The sequence below is a fragment of the Flavobacterium sp. SH_e genome (genome assembly GCF_025717045.1).
Lineage (GTDB): Bacteria > Bacteroidota > Bacteroidia > Flavobacteriales > Flavobacteriaceae > Flavobacterium.
Genome location: NZ_JAOVZN010000006.1, coordinates 406,535 through 424,307 on the forward strand (window position 1 = coordinate 406,535; position 17,773 = coordinate 424,307).

Here is a 17,773-nt window from a genome sequence, read left to right on the forward strand (position 1 = left end):
ATGCAAGTTTATTTCCATTAGAAGATTTGGATATAAATGTAAAAACGAAATTGTATAATTGATTGTAGCCGACAAATCATTAAATTTGCAACTTATTCAAGACTATGTTAGAAAAAGAAGTTATAAACTTTGAGCGAACAGTAATCGTTGGGATTGTTACTCAAAGTCAAAGTGAAGAAAAACTAAATGAATATTTAGACGAATTGGAGTTTTTGACTTTTACCGCTGGTGGTGAGGTTATTAAACGCTTTTCGCAGAAAATGGAGCGCCCTAATCCGAAGACTTTTGTAGGAACGGGAAAAATTGATGAAATCAATCTTTTTGTGGTTGAAAATAAAATATCGACTGTAATTTTCGATGATGAATTAACGCCATCACAGCAGAAAAATATTTCAAGAATTATTGATTGTAAAATTCTAGATAGAACGAATTTGATTCTGGATATTTTTGCGCAAAGAGCCGAAACTTCATACGCAAGAACTCAGGTTGAATTGGCGCAATGCCAATATTTATTGCCGAGACTTTCTGGATTATGGACACACCTTGAGCGTCAAAAAGGAGGTATCGGTATGCGTGGACCTGGGGAAACGGAGATCGAAACAGATAGACGTATCGTTCGTGACAGAATTTCGTTATTGAAAGAAAAAATCAAAACGATTGACAAACAAATGGGAGTTCAGCGAAGCAACCGTGGCGCAATGGTTCGTGTCGCTTTGGTTGGATATACAAATGTTGGAAAGTCGACTCTGATGAACGCAATTGGTAAAAGTGATGTTTTTGTTGAGAATAAATTGTTTGCAACCTTAGATACAACGGTTAGAAAAGTGGTTATTAAAAACCTTCCTTTTTTGCTTTCGGATACGGTTGGATTTATTAGAAAATTGCCAACACAATTGGTAGATTCTTTTAAAAGCACGCTTGATGAGGTTCGTGAGGCAGATTTACTTTTGCATGTTGTAGATATTTCACATCCAGATTTTGAGGATCATATTGAATCAGTAAACAAGATTTTACAGGAAATAAAAAGTAACGATAAGCCAACTATAATGGTTTTTAACAAAATCGATACTTATAAGCATCTTACTATCGATGAAGATGATTTGATTACCGAAAGAACCCGTAAACACTATACGCTTGGAGAATGGAAACAGACTTGGATGAGTAATGTTGGAGAAGATAAAGCGCTATTTATTTCTGCAAGAAACAAAGAAAACTTTGAAGAGTTTAGAGAAAGAGTTTATGAAGCGGTTCGCCAGATTCATATTACGCGTTTTCCATATAATAATTTCTTGTATCCTGATTATAAGGATGCAGTTGAAAAAGAAGATGAAGAATAAAATAGAAACGGCTTTTGAGAAATCAAAAGCCGTTTTTTGTTTGCTACTAAAAAATTTAAAAAGGATTTAATCTGAATAATCCTTTAATCTGTGGTATTAATAAGTTTTTAAATTTATTTGCTGAAATCTAGCCAATGCAATATTTAAAACCCAAAATTGATTCCTAAACCAAAGACTTCTCGAGTTTGGAAACCTCTAAAAGCATTATCATCGTAGATTGTTTGGAAAGAAAAGTTTGCCGATAGAAATTTATTTACTTTCATAACAATGTTTAATGAATAATTAATATCGACATTTTGTGGATCTTCTAAATAATTTGAATATAAATTCAGAGTGTTTTCGGCAGTGACATTAGTCATAATGGCGAGTTTGTAATATACAGAAGCATAGAATCCGAGTTCGTAACGCATACTTTTATTAGCATCGACGCCAAAATAATATCCGTCAGGAAAAGGTAAGCCTGTCACAGGATCAATGGCTGTGGTGTAAGCTTTGTCTACAAAAGTGAATTTTGAAGTTAACGGAGCGAAATTTATTTTAAGATTTTCATCTTTTGACCAATAAATACCAGGACCAGTGGTTAGATAACCCGGAGACATGAATTTGGTGTTTTCAGTTCTAATTTCCTTTCCGTTTTCATCTTGACCGTAGATATAACCAGTTGTAAATTGAGTTCTGAAGTTTAGGAAATAAGAGTAATACCATTCTCCGAATGCTCTTTTTCCGACGATTGAATTGAATTCTAAACGGTCATCTGTTTTCTTTTCAAAATCAGCATTTTTAGTTTGAAGTAAACCGTAATAGGCAAGAACTTTGTTATCCCAGGTTAAGTCATCTTTTTTGTAGTTGAAATCATAATTGATTCCAAGCGTTCCTGAGAAACTGTCTTCACCTCCAGCAATCCAATTGTTAAAGCTTGATTGGTTTAATAAAAGAGATACGGTTCCTTTTGCTTTCCAGCCTTCTTCTTCAATTGTATCATTGATTTTTTTTACAGCTTTTTCGGTATTTTGTGCTAGTTCTTTTTCTGTATTTTGGGCTTGTACAAAAGTAATATTTGCTAAAACGAAGAGTAATAATAGTATCTTTCTCATGGTTTTTAGTTTAGAGTGTATTATCAAATATACTAAAAACCAATGAAAAGTTAATGGATACTATATGTTATTGAAGGTTATTTCTTAGATTCTTTGTATAATGGCACTGCAGAACACGCTTCGCCGTACATAATGCTTCGGGCAAAAGGTTGAAGATTATTTGTTGCTAAAATATAAGCGCGCATCGGAACTGGTTTTCTAGAACAACCTTTTACAATTACAGGTTTGTTTTGGTAAACGGAGTAATCGATTTTGCTTAAAATTTCTTCGTAAAGGCTTGCGTCAAGATCTTCAATAGTGCCGTTGACTACTTTTTTTGCAAAAGGTGCTAAATGAACGCTAACCAGAATTAATGCCCAAGCGGGGATTATAGCATCTGTACTGCAATGTACAGCTACGTATTGATCTTGGTATTGTGACCAATCGTGGTTTTTTAGATGTTCTCTAAAGTCTTTTTCCTTCAATAAAAATCCTTCCAAAAGCCATTGCGAAATGTCAATTTGCGTGCGGATTCCTTTTGGATAATAATCCTCTAAATCAAAAACTTCTAAAGCACTATTGGCAACTTTATTGATAATTTCTTCCATGTGAAAAGTTAGTTTCAAGTTTAAAGTTTCATGTTTCAAGTTGCGTAACCTGAAACATGAAACTTTAAACCTGAAACAATATTAAAGCATTCCTAATTCTAATTTAGCTTCTTCGCTCATTAAATCTTTGCTCCAAGGCGGATCAAAAGTAATTTCTACGTCAACATCTTTGATGTTTTCGATTGTTTTTACTTTTTCTTCAACTTCTCTTGGAAGACTTTCTGCAACAGGGCAGTTTGGAGAAGTAAGTGTCATAAGGATTTTTACTTCGTAATCTGTGTTTACCATTACGTCATAAATTAATCCTAATTCGTAAATATCTACAGGAATCTCAGGATCGTAAATACCTTTTAAAACTCTTACGATTGATTCTCCTAATTCGTTTGTGTCTATTTCTTGTTCCATTTTTTATTTTTGTTTTACCATATAAGTTATATAAGTTCATTTAAAATTAAACTTAATAATTAATGATGATGTTTGTTTTTATGTTTAATCTTCTAGCCAGCGATATAGCTCGTTGACATATGTTTTTTGGCCTTCATGGTAAATGTTTGTTACATTAAAGTTTATCATTAAACCAATTGGTGAATTTAAAAGTTTCATATAAGACATCAGTTTTGCAACATGAATTGGTATAATTTGATCGACTGATTTCAATTCAAGAACTAAACAATTTTCGATGAATAGATCACATCTCAGATTTGATTCTAATTCTAAACCTTTATATTCGACAGGAATAACCAATTCAGATTTAAAATTGATTCCTCTCAATGATAATTCTTTGATCATGCATTGATGATAAATACTTTCTAAAAGCCCTGCTCCAATACTTTTATGAACTTCAATTGCGGCTCCATTAACCTGATAAATTAAATCGGTCAAATATTTCTTTGTAATTATTACTTTTTTAGTAATAATAAGAAATAAAAAAGAAGGATAAAACTTATCTTATTTCTTTTTTCACCATATTGAGAAATGTAAGTTTATTTAAATGTTTTGCTTATATTTCACTATATAAATAATCTAAGCTCCAAAACTTAAATTTTCTTACATCACTTATATGGTTTAAAATTTTTTAATTTTTGTTTTTAGCATCAAAAGCCAAAGCGTACATTTTGATGTTTTTTATCATCGAAACCAAACCGTTGGCACGAGTTGCTGATAAATGTTCTTTTAGGCCAATTTCGTCTATAAAATCAGTATCGGCTTCTAGAATATCTTTTGCTTTTTGATTAGAGAAAGCACGAATTAAAATTGCAATAATTCCTTTGGTCAAAATTGCGTCACTATCCGCAGTGAAAACAATTTTATCATCATTTTGCTCACCTTGTAACCAAACCTTAGATTGGCAACCTTTGATTAAATTATCGTCGGTTTTGTATTCTTCTTTGATTAACGGAAGACTTTTTCCTAGTTCGATGATGTATTCATAACGCTGCATCCAGTCGTCGAACATTGAAAATTCGTCTATTATTTCGTCTTGTATTTCTTTTATTGTCATAATTATTCTTTCACAAAATCTACTAATAAATTTACTAGTTTTTCGATTTCTTTTGGAGGAAAACCATTGTCGAAACCTGCTGTTTCGTATGTTTTTCCATCTTCAGTTATTTTTAAATTTCCTATCGCGGCGCCGTCATAAGTACGTTTGTCAGTTGGTGCTTTTAAGGAAGAAAGGCTTTCTAAATTTACTTTTGAATAGGCATCAACAATCTCATTCCATTTTGCATCATTAATCTTGCTTTGAACAGTTTCTCCGTTACGTTCTTTAACAACAGAAACCGATTTGTTTTGTACTACAATACTTTTGTAATAGCCTCTCGACATTGCAGAATATTCAATTTGAGTCGATTTCATGTCTGCTTTTTTTTGACTGCAGCATCCCGTAGCAATAAAAAGTGTCAGGAGCAATAATGATACTATTCGCATATAATTTGTTTTTTAGCTTAACATAGTTTGTGCTTTCTTAACAGCATCAACCATTTGATCGATTTCTTCTTTAGTATTATAGAAAGAAAACGAAGCGCGAATCGTTCCTGGAATACAGAAGAAATTCATAATTGGCTGTGCGCAATGATGTCCGGTTCTAACAGCAATTCCAAGTTTATCTATAATAGAACCAACATCATACGGGTGAATTCCATCAATATTAAACGAAACTACAGAAGCTTTGTTTTTTGTGTTTCCGTAAATTCTAATGCCTTCAATTTCGTTAAGACGTTTTGTTGCGTGCTCCAACAATTCATTTTCATATTCATGAATTTTATCAAAACCGATCTCGTTTAAATAATCAATTGCAGTCCCTAAAACAATTCCGCCAGCGATATTTGGGGTTCCTGCCTCAAATTTATGAGGAAGATCAGCGTAAGTTGTTTTTTCGAAAGTCACTTCTTTGATCATTTCGCCACCACCTTGATAAGGAGGAAGTTTGTTCAGCCATTCTTCTTTTCCATAAAGAATTCCAGTTCCTGTTGGACCACACATTTTATGTCCTGAAAAAGCATAAAAATCACAATCTAATTCCTGAACATCTGGTTTTAAATGCGGAACAGCCTGCGCGCCATCAATTAAAACTGCAGAACCTACAGCATGTGCTTTATCAATAATATATTTGATTGGATTGATTACACCCAATGCATTTGAAATATGATTTACAGTGACGATTTTCGTTTTATCCGATAGTAATTTATCAAATTCCTCAATGATTAATTCTCCATTGTCATCGATTGGAATAACTTTTAAAACAGCCCCTGTTTTTTCGCATAACATTTGCCAAGGCACAATGTTACTATGATGTTCTAATGAAGAAACCACAACTTCATCGCCAGGTTTTAAAATAGAAGCAAATCCGTTTGCAACTAAATTAATACCATGAGTTGTTCCTGAAGTAAAAAGCACTTCATAGGCATGTTTTGCGTTGATGTGATCTTTTACTTTTCCGCGAGCAACCTCATAAGCGTCAGTTGCTAACTGGCTCAAAGTGTGAACGCCACGGTGAATGTTGGCATTGATTTCGTTATAATATTTTACTTCAGCATCAATTACAACTTGTGGTTTTTGCGAAGTAGCTCCGTTGTCGAAATATACTAATGGCTTTCCGTTTACAGTTTGCGAAAGTATCGGGAAATCAGCTCTTATTTTTTGAATATCTAGCATGTCTTATTTAGAAAAAATCTATTTACAAAAGTACTAAAACTAAATTTGTTTATACAGGAATTCTATAATTTCCTTTTATGATACGATTGTCGGATGTTGTAAATGCTGATTCCGTAAAAATACTTTCGGTTTTCTGCATTATCCGAATTGGATTTATAATTTGAGTTCTAAAATCGTGAACATAAATTATTTATATTGCATTAAAAATATCTAACTCATCATGAAAAAATTTCTCAAAGTACTTTTGCTTGTAGTGGTTCTTGCCTTTTTGTATTTCGGATTTACGACCTATCCGAAGCTTGATTTGATTTCTGGTTTCTCGGCCAAAAGTGTTGCGTCAGGGCATTTTATTGACAATCGTTCGTTGGATTTAATTCAGAAAACCGACAATGATATCAATTTGGTTGATTTGGCTAAAAACTCAATCGATGATGCTGGAAAATTTGCTATTTCTTCTGTTTACGGATTGAAAGAAAGAAAAGCCATTTATCGAGAAGGTCTTGGGGCAACTTTGATTAACGATGATTTTGATATTACAAAACCATATCTGCTTCCAAAAAGAACAAAATTAGAAAATAATCTTCCTTTTCCATACGGAAATAATGAACCAAAAGATTCTGTTTTTGCGAATATTGATTATTCCAAATTGAAAAAAGCGGTTGATAATGCGTTTGATAAAACGGGAGGAAGAATTAAAAGAACTCGTGCAGTTGTGGTTTTATACAAAGATCATTTAATCGCCGAAAAATACGATACAGGTTTCAATAAAGACAGTAAAATTTTGGGTTGGTCGATGACCAAAAGTATAACAAGTTCGGCTTTTGGAGTTTTGGCTAAACAAGGAAAAATTGATATTTATAAACCTGCACCAGTTGCAGAATGGCAAAATGATGAACGAAAAAACATTACGCTCAACGATTTGCTTCACATGAATTCTGGTTTAGAATGGGAAGAAAATTACAGTACGATTTGCGATGCAACAAAAATGCTTTTTCAAGCCGAAGATATGGGAAAAGTGCAATTGGAAAAACCGGCTCAGTTCAAACCAAATACTCATTGGAATTATTCTTCAGGAACAACCAATTTATTGTCACTGATTTTAAGAAGACATTTTAAAACACAGCAAGAATATCTAGATTTTTGGTACAGTGCCGTAATCGACAAAATCGGAATGAACTCCATGATTGTTGAACAAGATATGTCTGGAACTTTCGTAGGTTCATCTTACGGATGGGCAACGCCAAGAGATTGGTCAAAATTCGGATTATTATACCTCAGAAAAGGAAATTGGAACGGAGAGCAAATCCTTGATGAAAGTTGGGTAAAATATACTGCAACTCCAACGAATACTTCGGAAGGTAAATATGGCGCACAATTCTGGCTAAATGCTGGAGGTAAATTCTCTGATGTTCCAAGAGATATGTTTTATTGCAGTGGATATCAAGGTCAAATGGTGGCGATTATTCCATCAAAAGATATGGTAATAGTGAGAATGGGAGTGAGAGAAGAAGAACCAGGATTTGATTTTAATGGGTTTTTGAAGGGAATTATTGAGAGTGTGAAGAAATAATAAATGGCAATTTTAAAAAGAATAGAAAATGATGAGCTTTATTTATATATGAATGGAGTTCTCATTTATAAACGTTGGTTAAGTACTGGAAATTCCAAAATATTTGATGTCATGGCTTATGACAAATATACGTTGATGAGTTATAAAGATTTTCAGTATGAAAATTCAAATGAATTATTATACATTAAAGCTAAAATTAGATTAAAAGATACGATAGAAGGAGGAAGGCAAACCGGAATCGCTAGCGGTTACAGACCTAATCATGTTTTTGAGTATACAAATGATGGGAAAATAAATCAAACTTTTATGGGTGATATTATTTTTGAAAATCAATCGACTATTGAACCAGGAGAAGAAAAAATAGTTACCGTTAGATTTTTAGTTAATCAACCAATTGAAAAATATCTTAATAAAGGACAAGTTTGGTGGATTCATGAAGGTCCTAATTTAGTTGGAAGTGCAGAGATTTTTTAAAATATAATGAGTACTTATGAAGAAATTATTACATCCAATTGTTCTATTAATAATCGGTTTTGTTTTAAATGCATTTGCATGGTCTACTAGTATTGGTCATCCATTTAATACAATTTGTTTATTACTTGGATTGGGATTGTTTTTCTTAGGGATTATATTGTCAGTAATAAAAATTAGGGAATAATATTTAACCGCAAAGAACGCAAGGTATAAAAGCGCAAAGTTCGCAAAGCTTAATAAAAAACTTTGCGAACCTTGCGTAAACCTTAGCGCTCTTTGCGGTTAAGAATAATTACAAATCAAATCCTAAATTCACGCCTAATTTCATAGCAATGATTTTAGTAATTCTTTGTTTTAATTCTGGTATTTTGATGCTTTCGATAACGGCATTTGAGAATGCGTACATTAATAAAGCTTTAGCTTCTTTTTTCGGGATTCCGCGTGACTGCATGTAGAACATTGCTGTTTCATCAAGCTGTCCAACAGTACATCCATGAGAACATTTTACGTCATCTGCAAAAATTTCCAATTGCGGTTTTGCATTGATTGTAGCTTTGTCGCTCAATAAAATATTGTTGCTTTTTTGGAAAGCATTTGTTTTTTGAGCTTCTTTTTCTACCAAAACTTTTCCGTTGAAAACTCCTGTTGAACGATCAGAGAAAATTCCTTTATAATCTTGGAAACTCTCGCAGTTTGGCTGTGCGTGGTTTACCAAAGTATAATGGTCAACGTGTTGTTTATCATTCAAAATAGAAATTCCGTTAAGCGTACTTGTCAATCTTTCTCCAAAGTGATAAAAGTTCAAGTTGTTACGAGTTAAATTTCCACCAAATGAGAAAGTATGAACGTAAGCATGACTTTCTTGTTGTTGAGAAACATAAGTGTTGTCAATTAAATTGGCTTCACTATTATCGTTCTGAATTTTGTAATAATCAACAATCGCACGTTTTTGAGCAAAAATCTCTGTAACAGAGTTTGTTAAAACCGGATTTTCATTCAAACTTTGGTGACGCTCGATAATCTGAACATGTGAGTTTTCGCCTACAATAACCAAATTTCTTGGCTGAACCATTAAAGCAGACTCATTTCCAGTTGAGAAATACATAATCTCAATTGGTTTATCAGCTACTTTTTTCTTCGGAATATTGATAAAAGCACCTTCAATTGCAAAAGCAGTATTCAATGAAGTCAAGCTGTCATCTTTACTTGCAATCTGATTAAAGTATGTATCAATAACCATTTTATATTTTGGTTTGGTCAATGCAGATGACATCAAGCAAACATCGATTCCGTCATGCGTTGTAGAAGACAAATGCGAACTGAAAACGCCATCGATAAATACTAATTTGTACGTATCAATTTCGTGTAAAAAGTATTTTTTTACCTGATTGAATTCGATTGCATTTTCCTGCTTTGGAAAAACCGTAAAGTCATTTTTTAAGATGGCATTTAGCGATGTATATTTCCAAGCTTCTTCTTTTTTGGTTGGGAAACCTTTATTTTCGAAGTTTTTTAAAGCATTTGTGCGTATGTCATGTAAATCTGAATGTACATCGACACGCTCTTCAAAAGCCATAAAAGACGATACTAATTTTTCTTTTAAATCCATTTCTTTAGTTGTAAGTTATGAGTTATGAGTTATGAGTTTTTGCAAACTGTAAACTGTAACTGTAAACTAGTTTTCTGCTTTGATCCAGTCGTATCCTTTTTCTTCTAATTCGTAAGCTAATTCTTTTCCACCAGATTTTACGATTCTTCCGTTGTAAAGAACATGAACGAAATCAGGAACGATATAATCTAACAAACGTTGGTAGTGTGTAATTACGATAATAGCGTTTTTCTCGCTTTTTAATTTGTTTACACCATTTGCAACGATTCTTAAAGCATCGATATCAAGACCAGAATCGGTTTCGTCAAGGATAGCTAATTTTGGCTCTAACATTGCCATTTGGAAAATTTCGTTTCTTTTTTTCTCTCCTCCAGAAAAACCTTCGTTAAGAGAACGAGAAAGAAATTTACGATCGATTTCTAATAATTCAGATTTCTCACGAATTACTTTCAACATTTCGTTAGCTGGCATTTCTTCTTGTCCGTTTGCTTTACGAGTTTCGTTGATCGCTGTTTTCATAAAGTTAGTTACGCTAACTCCAGGAATTTCTACAGGATATTGAAAAGAAAGGAAAACACCTTTATGCGCTCTTTCTTCAGGAGCTAAATCAGCAAGATCTTCTCCGTCAAGAATAACTTCTCCGTCTGTAACCTCATAATTTTCGTTTCCTGCAATAACAGCAGAAAGTGTACTTTTTCCAGAACCGTTAGGTCCCATAATAGCGTGAACTTCTCCAGCTTTAACTTCTATATTAATTCCCTTAAGGATTTCTTTATCACCAATCGCGGCGTGAAGGTTTTTTATTGATAACATCTTTTTTTTTGTTTAAAGTTTCAAGTTTCAAGTTCTCAGTTGTGCTGAAAAGCGAAACTTTGAAAAATCTTTTATTTTAATATGATATAAAATTCTTTTTTAATGATTGCAAAAGTAAGTTTCGGATCAAAAACTTGAAACCTAAAACTTGAAACTTTTTTAACCTACAGATCCTTCTAAAGAAATCTCTAATAATTTTTGAGCTTCAACAGCAAATTCCATTGGAAGTTTATTCAAGACATCTTTACTGAAACCGTTTACAATTAAGGCAATGGCTTTTTCAGTCGGAATACCTCTTTGGTTGCAATAGAAAACTTGATCTTCTCCAATTTTACTTGTAGTTGCTTCGTGCTCAATTTTTGCAGATGGATTTTTACTTTCGATATATGGGAAAGTATGCGCACCACAATTGTTACCCATTAATAACGAGTCACATTGAGAAAAGTTTCTTGCATTTTCTGCTCTTGGAGAAATCTGCACTAAACCACGATAGCTGTTTTGTGATTTTCCAGCCGAAATACCTTTAGAGATAATAGTCGATTTAGTGTTTTTTCCTAAATGGATCATTTTTGTTCCAGTATCAGCTTGTTGGAAATTATTTGTTACAGCAATTGAATAAAATTCTCCTACCGAATTATCTCCTTTTAACACACAAGAAGGATATTTCCAAGTTACAGCAGAACCTGTTTCAACTTGTGTCCAAGAAATTTTAGCGTTTGTTTCGCATAAACCTCTTTTAGTTACAAAGTTGTAAACTCCACCTTTTCCTTCTTTATTTCCAGGGAACCAGTTTTGAACGGTTGAATATTTAATTTCAGCATCATCCAAAGCGATCAATTCAACTACAGCAGCGTGCAATTGATTTTCGTCACGGCTTGGCGCTGTACATCCTTCAAGGTAAGAAACGTAGCTTCCTTCGTCAGCAATAACTAGAGTTCTTTCGAATTGCCCAGTTCCTGCTTGATTGATTCTGAAATACGTTGAAAGTTCCATTGGGCATTTAACGCCTTTTGGAATATAACAGAAACTTCCGTCAGAGAAAACTGCTGAGTTTAACGCAGCATAAAAGTTATCTTTCTGAGGAACAACAGTACCTAAATATTTTTTTACTAATTCTGGATGTTCTTTTATAGCTTCAGAAATTGGACAGAAAATAATTCCTTTTTCTGCTAAAGTTTTCTTGAAAGTCGTAGCAACAGAAACAGAATCGACTACAATATCCATAGCGATATTGTTCATTTTTTTCTGTTCGTCAAGAGAAATTCCAAGTTTTTTGTACATTTCTAATAATTCCGGATCAACATCATCCAAAGTTTTATTAGGATCTACTTGTTTTGGAGCTGAATAGTATGAAATAGCCTGAAAATCTGGTTTCTCGTAACTTACGTTTGCCCATTCTGGCTCAATCATTTCTTTCCAGGCACGGAAAGCCTCGATGCGCCATTCGGTCATCCATTCAGGTTCTTCTTTTTTAAGCGAAATAGCTCTTACAATTTCTTCGTTTAAGCCAATAGGGAAAGTCTCAGATTCTATATTGGTATAAAATCCGTACTCATATTCTTTAGTTTCCAGTTCGATTTTTAAATCGTCTTCTGTGTATTTGCTCATTATATTTTTTAATGTTGTCTTAAAGTTTTTAAAGTCCAAAGTTTGAAAGCCAGTTAAAGTCTTTGAAGATTTTATGGCTTTCGGCTTTTAACTATAAAGAAAATGATTCTCCGCATCCGCAAGTTCTGCTTGCATTCGGATTATTGAAAACGAAACCTTTTCCGTTTAATCCGCCAGAAAATTCTAAAATAGTTCCAGCTAAATAAAGGAATGATTTTTTTTCAACAGCAATTTGTATGTCGTTGTCAACGAATATTTTGTCGTCTTCTCCTTTGGTTTTGTCAAATTTTAAATCGTAAGACAAACCAGAGCATCCACCGCTCTTTACACCTACTCTTACGTAGTCGTGTGCGGCGTCAAAACCATCATCAGTCATCAAATCGATGATTTTCTTTTTGGCAGTATCAGAAACTTTTATCATTGTTCTTAGATGTTTGTTTTTAATGAACATTTTTGATCTGTAATGAATTTAGTACAGATTTAAAACGCTAATTTTCAATGTTAAATAGAAATTGTCTGCAAAGATACGACTTAAAAACCTTTTTCCATAACGGTTCACATTATTATAACAAATGAGAAAATAGATATTACTTATTTTGGTAAAATCGATCTTAAAAACAGTTTCGACAATTTCAAAAAACTTTTTTTTTAAAATTAAGCAGCAAAGATCGCTCCTAAATGTTAAAAAACAAGTATTTATACTGATTATAGTCATTTTTTATTCAATATTTTTGCAGGAAATTGTGAGTAATTATGAAAAAACAAAATGAAATTAAGTGGTTTAAACCCTTATTTGCAATAATTTTTGTTTTAGGAGCGGGCGCTGCGGTTCTCGTTTTTAGTAATGAGACTGATAATAATGAAAATGAAGCTAAAGCTAAAGAAGATAATATTGTAAATATAATCTCGTCTGAGAGTAAGGAAGCAAGTGAACAAAAGAATATTTTAGATTCTTTAAATACATTAAAAACAGCTTATGATGAGGCTATTTTAGAAAAAACAGCTTTGTCAAAAGAATTAGAATTAGAGCGTAAGAATGTCGAAAATCTAATGGCAATTATTAAAGTTTCTAATAATCCATCGGCTGAACAAATTAAAATTTATCGAAATCAGCTATCAGATTTGAATTCTGCTTTGGAAAGCAGAGTCCAGGAAATTAAAAAGTTGAAATCTCAGAATAAAAATTTATTGACTGAGATTGAAAGTCAGAATGTTGTCATGTATCAGCAAAAAGCAGAAAATGATACTTTGCTTTTAAAGCAAAAGAAATTGGAATCTACTCTTAAAGATGCTTCAAAACTTTATTTGAGCAATTTTAAAGCAGTAGCACTTCGCGAAAAAAGTTCTGGAACAGAATTAGAAACGACTAAGGCGAAGAATACTAAAAAGCTTAAAATTAGTTTTACTGTTAATGGAAATGCTGTTGCAAAAACAGGAAAAAGAGTTTATTACATTCAGGTATTAGATCAAAAAAACACGGTTTTAGGTGATAATAAACTAATTGAGTTTGGAAACGACAAAGCGCTGGTTTATAGCTTTATTGTTAGTACAGATTTTCAAGGAAAGTCTGTAAACGCTTATGGTATTTTAAATGCAGATCAGTTTAAGAAAGGAACTTATTTTGTGAACTATTTTGATAGGCAAGAAATCATGGGAAGTACTTCGGTTACATTAGAATAATCGAAGTTTTTAGCATTAAATCCTAGCAAAAGGAGTTTGAATTTTCTAGCTTTGTTCTTTTAGAAAATCATTCTCATGAAACTTTACCCTATAGAATCTGGAAATTTTAAGTTGGATGGCGGCGCGATGTTTGGCGTTGTTCCTAAAACTATTTGGAATAAAACCAATCCTGCCGATGCCAATAATTTAATTGACATTGCAGCTCGCTGTTTATTGATCGAAGACGGAAATCGCCTTATATTAATTGATACCGGAATGGGCGATAAACAATCAGAAAAATTTTTTGGATATTATTCGCTTTGGGGATCGCATTCTTTAGATAAATCTTTAGCAAAATATGGTTTTAACCGAGATGATATTACAGATGTTTTTATGACGCATCTTCATTTTGATCATTGTGGGGGAAGCGTTCAATGGAATTCTGATAAAACAGGTTATGAACCAGCGTTTAAAAATGCAAAATTTTGGACGAATGAAAATCATTGGGAATGGGCTACAAAACCAAACGCAAGAGAAAAAGCTTCTTTCTTGTCTGAAAATATTCTTCCAATGCAAGAAAGCGGACAATTGAACTTTATTGAAAGACCTGAATCTGATTTTGGTTTTTCAAAAGAATTAGGTTTTGAAATTTATTACGTTGACGGTCATACCGAAAAACAAATGATTCCGTACATTAAATATAATGACAAAATGATTGTTTTTTGTGCCGATTTATTGGCTACAGCCGGACATATTCCGCTTCCGTATGTAATGGGATACGATACAAGACCTTTGCTGACAATGCCTGAAAAATCTAAGTTTTTAAACGCAGCAGCAGATCATAATCATTATTTGTTTTTGGAGCATGATGCACATAATCAAATTATAACGGTTGAACATACAGAAAAAGGCGTTCGATTAAAAAAAATTTTTACTTGCGAAGAGATTCTTTAAACGAATAAATTAAACATAAAAAATCCCATTTTCAATATTACTGAAAATGGGATTTTTTATTTTAAGCATTGAAATCTATTCTACTATCACTTTTTTCGCTGAAGCAGCATCTCCGCTAATTAAGTATATATAATAAACTCCTTTTGGTAGTCCAGATAAATTGATGCTATTATCTGTATTGCTAGAATTTAGAGTAAATGATTTTACAAGCTGGCCAAGCGTATTATAAACGTTTGCTTTTTCTAAGTTTTGGTTTTTAATGTTTAACTCACCTTTAGTCGGATTTGGATAAATCACAGCTTGAGTACGAGTAGATTCATCAACACCTAGATTTTTACAAGTATTAGCATAAACAGTAGTCGATTCTTTTATGTTTGACCAATTTGCATTTGAATAATTTTCATCATCAACTTGGATGCAGCTAAGAGCTGTAAGTCCTAAGAAAGAAGTGTATCCAGAAGCTGATTTTTTACCAGTATTTGATGGCAGAATAAAGTTAGCATTGTTTCCGTTTCTAAGATTTAGAGAAACCAAAGGATTATGAACCACATATACAATTGTAAGCTTAGTATTTTTAGATAAATCTAATGTTGTAAGCTGATTTGAAGAAGCATCTAGTGTTTCAAGAAGTAAATTGTTACTAACATCAAGAGAAGTAAGTTGGTTATTACTTACGTCTAAGGTTGTCAATGAAGTAAAATATTCGATTCCAGTTAAATCTTTGATGTTGCTGTTTGAAAGATCCAGACTTGTAACAGAACTTACGTTTTCAACTGTTATTTTTCCGTTTAAACCATCAGTATCAATTCCTAAATCAATTAATTTTTGTTCGAAATTAGTATCTGAAAGCACCACAGTTGTTGCCTCACATGTGGTATTATAAGTTGCATTTGCATCTTTAAGAGTAGCCCAATTTGCGTTTGAATAAACAGCGTCATCAACTTGAATACAAGTCAAATTTGGATTGTTAGTAAATTTTGTATAATTGTTTAGAAGGAAATTTTTATTATTTCCATTCTTCAAATTTAGACTCGTTAATTGATTAGAAATAGCATATAAACCAACCATGGAAGTATTTACGCTAAGATCTAAAGTGGTTAGTTGGTTTTTTGAACAGTTTACATATTCTAAAACTTTATTTTTGCTTACATCCAAAATTGTTAATTGATTAGATTGACAATATAGTTCTGTTAGAGTAGTGATTTTAGAAACATCCAATGAGGTTAATTTATTTTCGCGGCAATCCAGCAGCTTTAAAGCTGTATTATTACTTACATCTAAAGTAGTTAATTGACTTGTATTACAGCCTAAAAATGTTAAAGCAGTATTTGAGCTTACATCTAAAGAAGTATATTGGTTTGAACCCGAATCTAATTTTGTTAGTGCTGTATTTGCTTTAACATCTAAAGATGTTAATTGATTCGAATAGCAGCTCAAATTAAGCAAAGCAATATTATTACTTACGTCTAAAGAGGTTATTTTATTGTTATTACAATCTAGAGTAGTTAGAGCGGTATTTTTACTTATATTTAATGTTGTTAATGAATTTTGACCACAATACAAATCAGTTAATGATACAAAATCTTGTATTCCTGTTAAATCTGAAATATTACTTTTGGTAAGGTCTAAGAACTTTACAGTGCTAATATTAGAAGTAAGAACTTTTCCATTTAATCCATCAGTGTCAATCCCTAAATTAATTAGTTTTTGCTCAAAATTAGCGTCAGGTATTAAGGTGTATAAATTAGCACATTCATTATTAAAATTTGCAGTTGCATCTATTTTACTAGCCCAATTTGCATTTGAATAAGTCACATTATCAACTTGAATACAAGTCAAATTTGGATTGTTTTTGAAATTTAAAGTTTGAGTTTGTAGAATATTATTTGCACCATTTTTTAAGTTTAGGCCCGTTAATTCGTTTGAACCACAATTTATAGTTGTTATCAATGGGTTTTGCGAAATGTCAAGAGTAGTTAATTTGTTGTTTTCACAATTTATAATAGTTACAGGGTTTTTTGAAATATTCAAACTGGTTAAAAGATTGTTTGCACATTCTATTCTTATCAAATCTGGATTTTGAGAAAGATCAAGACTTGTAATTAGATTATTATTGCAATATAAACCATTTAATAAAGGGTTATTAGTAACATCTAAAGTTGTTAATTGATTATATCCGCATATTAAATCTGTCAACATCGTATTTTGCGAAAGGTCTAAGTGTGGTAATAAATTATTGTCGCAGAACAATTGTGTTAGAGACTTATTGTAATTAAGATCCAATTTTGACATTAAGTTTTGGGTAAAATTCAGCATCTTTAGATTAACATTCCTAGACAAGTCTATATCTGATATTTGGTTTTTATAAAAATATAAATCTTCTAAAGCAATATTTTGCGATACATCTAAACTGGTTAGTTTATTTTCTCCAGTAGATAGATATGTTAAAGCCTTATTATGAGATACATCTAAAGTTGTTAAATCATTACCATCACATTGTAAAGAAACCAAAGAGGTAAAATCTTGAATTCCTTCGAGAGAAGCTATAGATGCAGCGCCAAGATATAATTCTTTTAATGCTGAAGCTTTAGAAGTAAGTATTTTACCATCTGGAGTTCCAGAATCAACACCAAGTCTAATTAATTCCTTTTCAAAATTGAGGTCAGGAATATTGGTATATTGGGCGTAAATAGAAAAATTAGCTAATAATAGCAGTAAGAGTAATTTTGTTTTCATAGGCTAAATGCAGTTTTTGGATTTGCAATGATACAATATCCATTTTATTATTTTTTACGGAAAGACGTAACGCAAAAGAAATTTTAAAAAAGATAAAAGAATGACAATTAGAAATATTCAAATAAAAAAATCCCATTTTCAACTGAATGAAAATGGGATTTTTAACTATTTCTAAT

Annotated in this window: 17 protein-coding genes; 5 read left to right on the plus strand and 12 right to left on the minus strand. The window is 32.2% G+C overall.

The features are described 5' to 3' along the window. The first annotated feature begins 104 nt into the window (after nt 1–104). Nucleotides 105–1,337, plus strand: a complete 1,233-nt coding sequence (hflX, locus tag OD917_RS12680; protein WP_111286356.1) for a GTPase HflX — start codon at nt 105–107, stop codon at nt 1,335–1,337. Nucleotides 1,338–1,480: 143 nt separating this feature from the next. Here the strand turns inward: hflX and OD917_RS12685 are convergent, their stop codons facing one another. From OD917_RS12685 to OD917_RS12715, 7 genes are all read right to left on the minus strand, one after another. Further along, nucleotides 1,481–2,431, minus strand: coding sequence for a DUF3078 domain-containing protein (locus tag OD917_RS12685; protein WP_263523863.1), 951 nt, complete (start codon nt 2,429–2,431; stop codon nt 1,481–1,483). Between the two features lie 77 nt (nt 2,432–2,508). Next, complete coding sequence (locus OD917_RS12690) at nt 2,509–3,018, minus strand: DUF2480 family protein (protein ID WP_263523864.1); 510 nt, start codon at nt 3,016–3,018, stop codon at nt 2,509–2,511. A gap of 81 nt (nt 3,019–3,099) precedes the next feature. Beyond that, the gene (locus tag OD917_RS12695) at nt 3,100–3,423 is read right to left on the minus strand and encodes an SUF system Fe-S cluster assembly protein (protein WP_012023258.1); all 324 of its coding nucleotides are present in this window, start codon (nt 3,421–3,423) and stop codon (nt 3,100–3,102) included. A gap of 84 nt (nt 3,424–3,507) precedes the next feature. Then, nucleotides 3,508–3,900, minus strand: coding sequence for a GxxExxY protein (locus OD917_RS12700; protein WP_263523865.1), 393 nt, complete (start codon nt 3,898–3,900; stop codon nt 3,508–3,510). A 193-nt stretch (nt 3,901–4,093) separates the two neighbouring features. Continuing rightward, nucleotides 4,094–4,519, minus strand: a complete 426-nt coding sequence (locus OD917_RS12705) for a SufE family protein (protein ID WP_012023259.1) — start codon at nt 4,517–4,519, stop codon at nt 4,094–4,096. A gap of 2 nt (nt 4,520–4,521) precedes the next feature. Further along, a complete protein-coding gene (locus OD917_RS12710; RefSeq protein WP_263523866.1) occupies nt 4,522–4,947 on the minus strand; it encodes a hypothetical protein in 426 nt (141 codons plus the stop codon). A gap of 12 nt (nt 4,948–4,959) precedes the next feature. Next, entirely contained in the window at nt 4,960–6,174 is a 1,215-nt protein-coding gene (locus OD917_RS12715) for an aminotransferase class V-fold PLP-dependent enzyme (RefSeq protein WP_263523867.1), read from the minus strand. A 220-nt stretch (nt 6,175–6,394) separates the two neighbouring features. Here OD917_RS12715 and OD917_RS12720 point away from each other — a divergent pair, with 220 nt between their 5' ends. Beyond that, nucleotides 6,395–7,744: a serine hydrolase domain-containing protein gene (locus OD917_RS12720; RefSeq protein ID WP_263523868.1), complete on the plus strand. Its 1,350-nt coding sequence runs from the start codon at nt 6,395–6,397 to the stop codon at nt 7,742–7,744. Between the two features lie 3 nt (nt 7,745–7,747). Further along, entirely contained in the window at nt 7,748–8,218 is a 471-nt protein-coding gene (locus OD917_RS12725) for a hypothetical protein (protein WP_263523869.1), read from the plus strand. Between the two features lie 292 nt (nt 8,219–8,510). Here OD917_RS12725 and sufD read toward each other — a convergent pair whose 3' ends face one another. The 4 genes from sufD to OD917_RS12745 all read right to left on the minus strand — a co-directional run bounded on the left by sufD (nt 8,511) and on the right by OD917_RS12745 (nt 12,669). Beyond that, the gene (gene sufD / locus OD917_RS12730; protein WP_073413408.1) at nt 8,511–9,827 is read right to left on the minus strand and encodes a Fe-S cluster assembly protein SufD; all 1,317 of its coding nucleotides are present in this window, start codon (nt 9,825–9,827) and stop codon (nt 8,511–8,513) included. 66 nt (nt 9,828–9,893) lie between these two features. Next, entirely contained in the window at nt 9,894–10,640 is a 747-nt protein-coding gene (gene sufC, locus OD917_RS12735) for a Fe-S cluster assembly ATPase SufC (RefSeq protein ID WP_057121683.1), read from the minus strand. Between the two features lie 159 nt (nt 10,641–10,799). Then, entirely contained in the window at nt 10,800–12,248 is a 1,449-nt protein-coding gene (gene sufB / locus OD917_RS12740; protein WP_263523870.1) for a Fe-S cluster assembly protein SufB, read from the minus strand. 91 nt (nt 12,249–12,339) lie between these two features. Next, nucleotides 12,340–12,669 (minus strand): HesB/IscA family protein, encoded by a 330-nt coding sequence (locus tag OD917_RS12745; protein ID WP_111286450.1) that lies wholly within the window; start codon nt 12,667–12,669, stop codon nt 12,340–12,342. Nucleotides 12,670–13,001: 332 nt separating this feature from the next. Here OD917_RS12745 and OD917_RS12750 point away from each other — a divergent pair, with 332 nt between their 5' ends. After that, on the plus strand, nt 13,002–13,928 hold the full coding sequence (locus OD917_RS12750; protein WP_263523871.1) for a hypothetical protein: 927 nt from the start codon (nt 13,002–13,004) through the stop codon (nt 13,926–13,928). A gap of 75 nt (nt 13,929–14,003) precedes the next feature. Continuing rightward, nucleotides 14,004–14,861, plus strand: a complete 858-nt coding sequence (locus tag OD917_RS12755) for an MBL fold metallo-hydrolase (RefSeq protein ID WP_263523872.1) — start codon at nt 14,004–14,006, stop codon at nt 14,859–14,861. 75 nt (nt 14,862–14,936) lie between these two features. Here OD917_RS12755 and OD917_RS12760 read toward each other — a convergent pair whose 3' ends face one another. After that, nucleotides 14,937–17,597: a leucine-rich repeat domain-containing protein gene (locus tag OD917_RS12760; protein ID WP_263523873.1), complete on the minus strand. Its 2,661-nt coding sequence runs from the start codon at nt 17,595–17,597 to the stop codon at nt 14,937–14,939. Nucleotides 17,598–17,773: the final 176 nt, after the last annotated feature.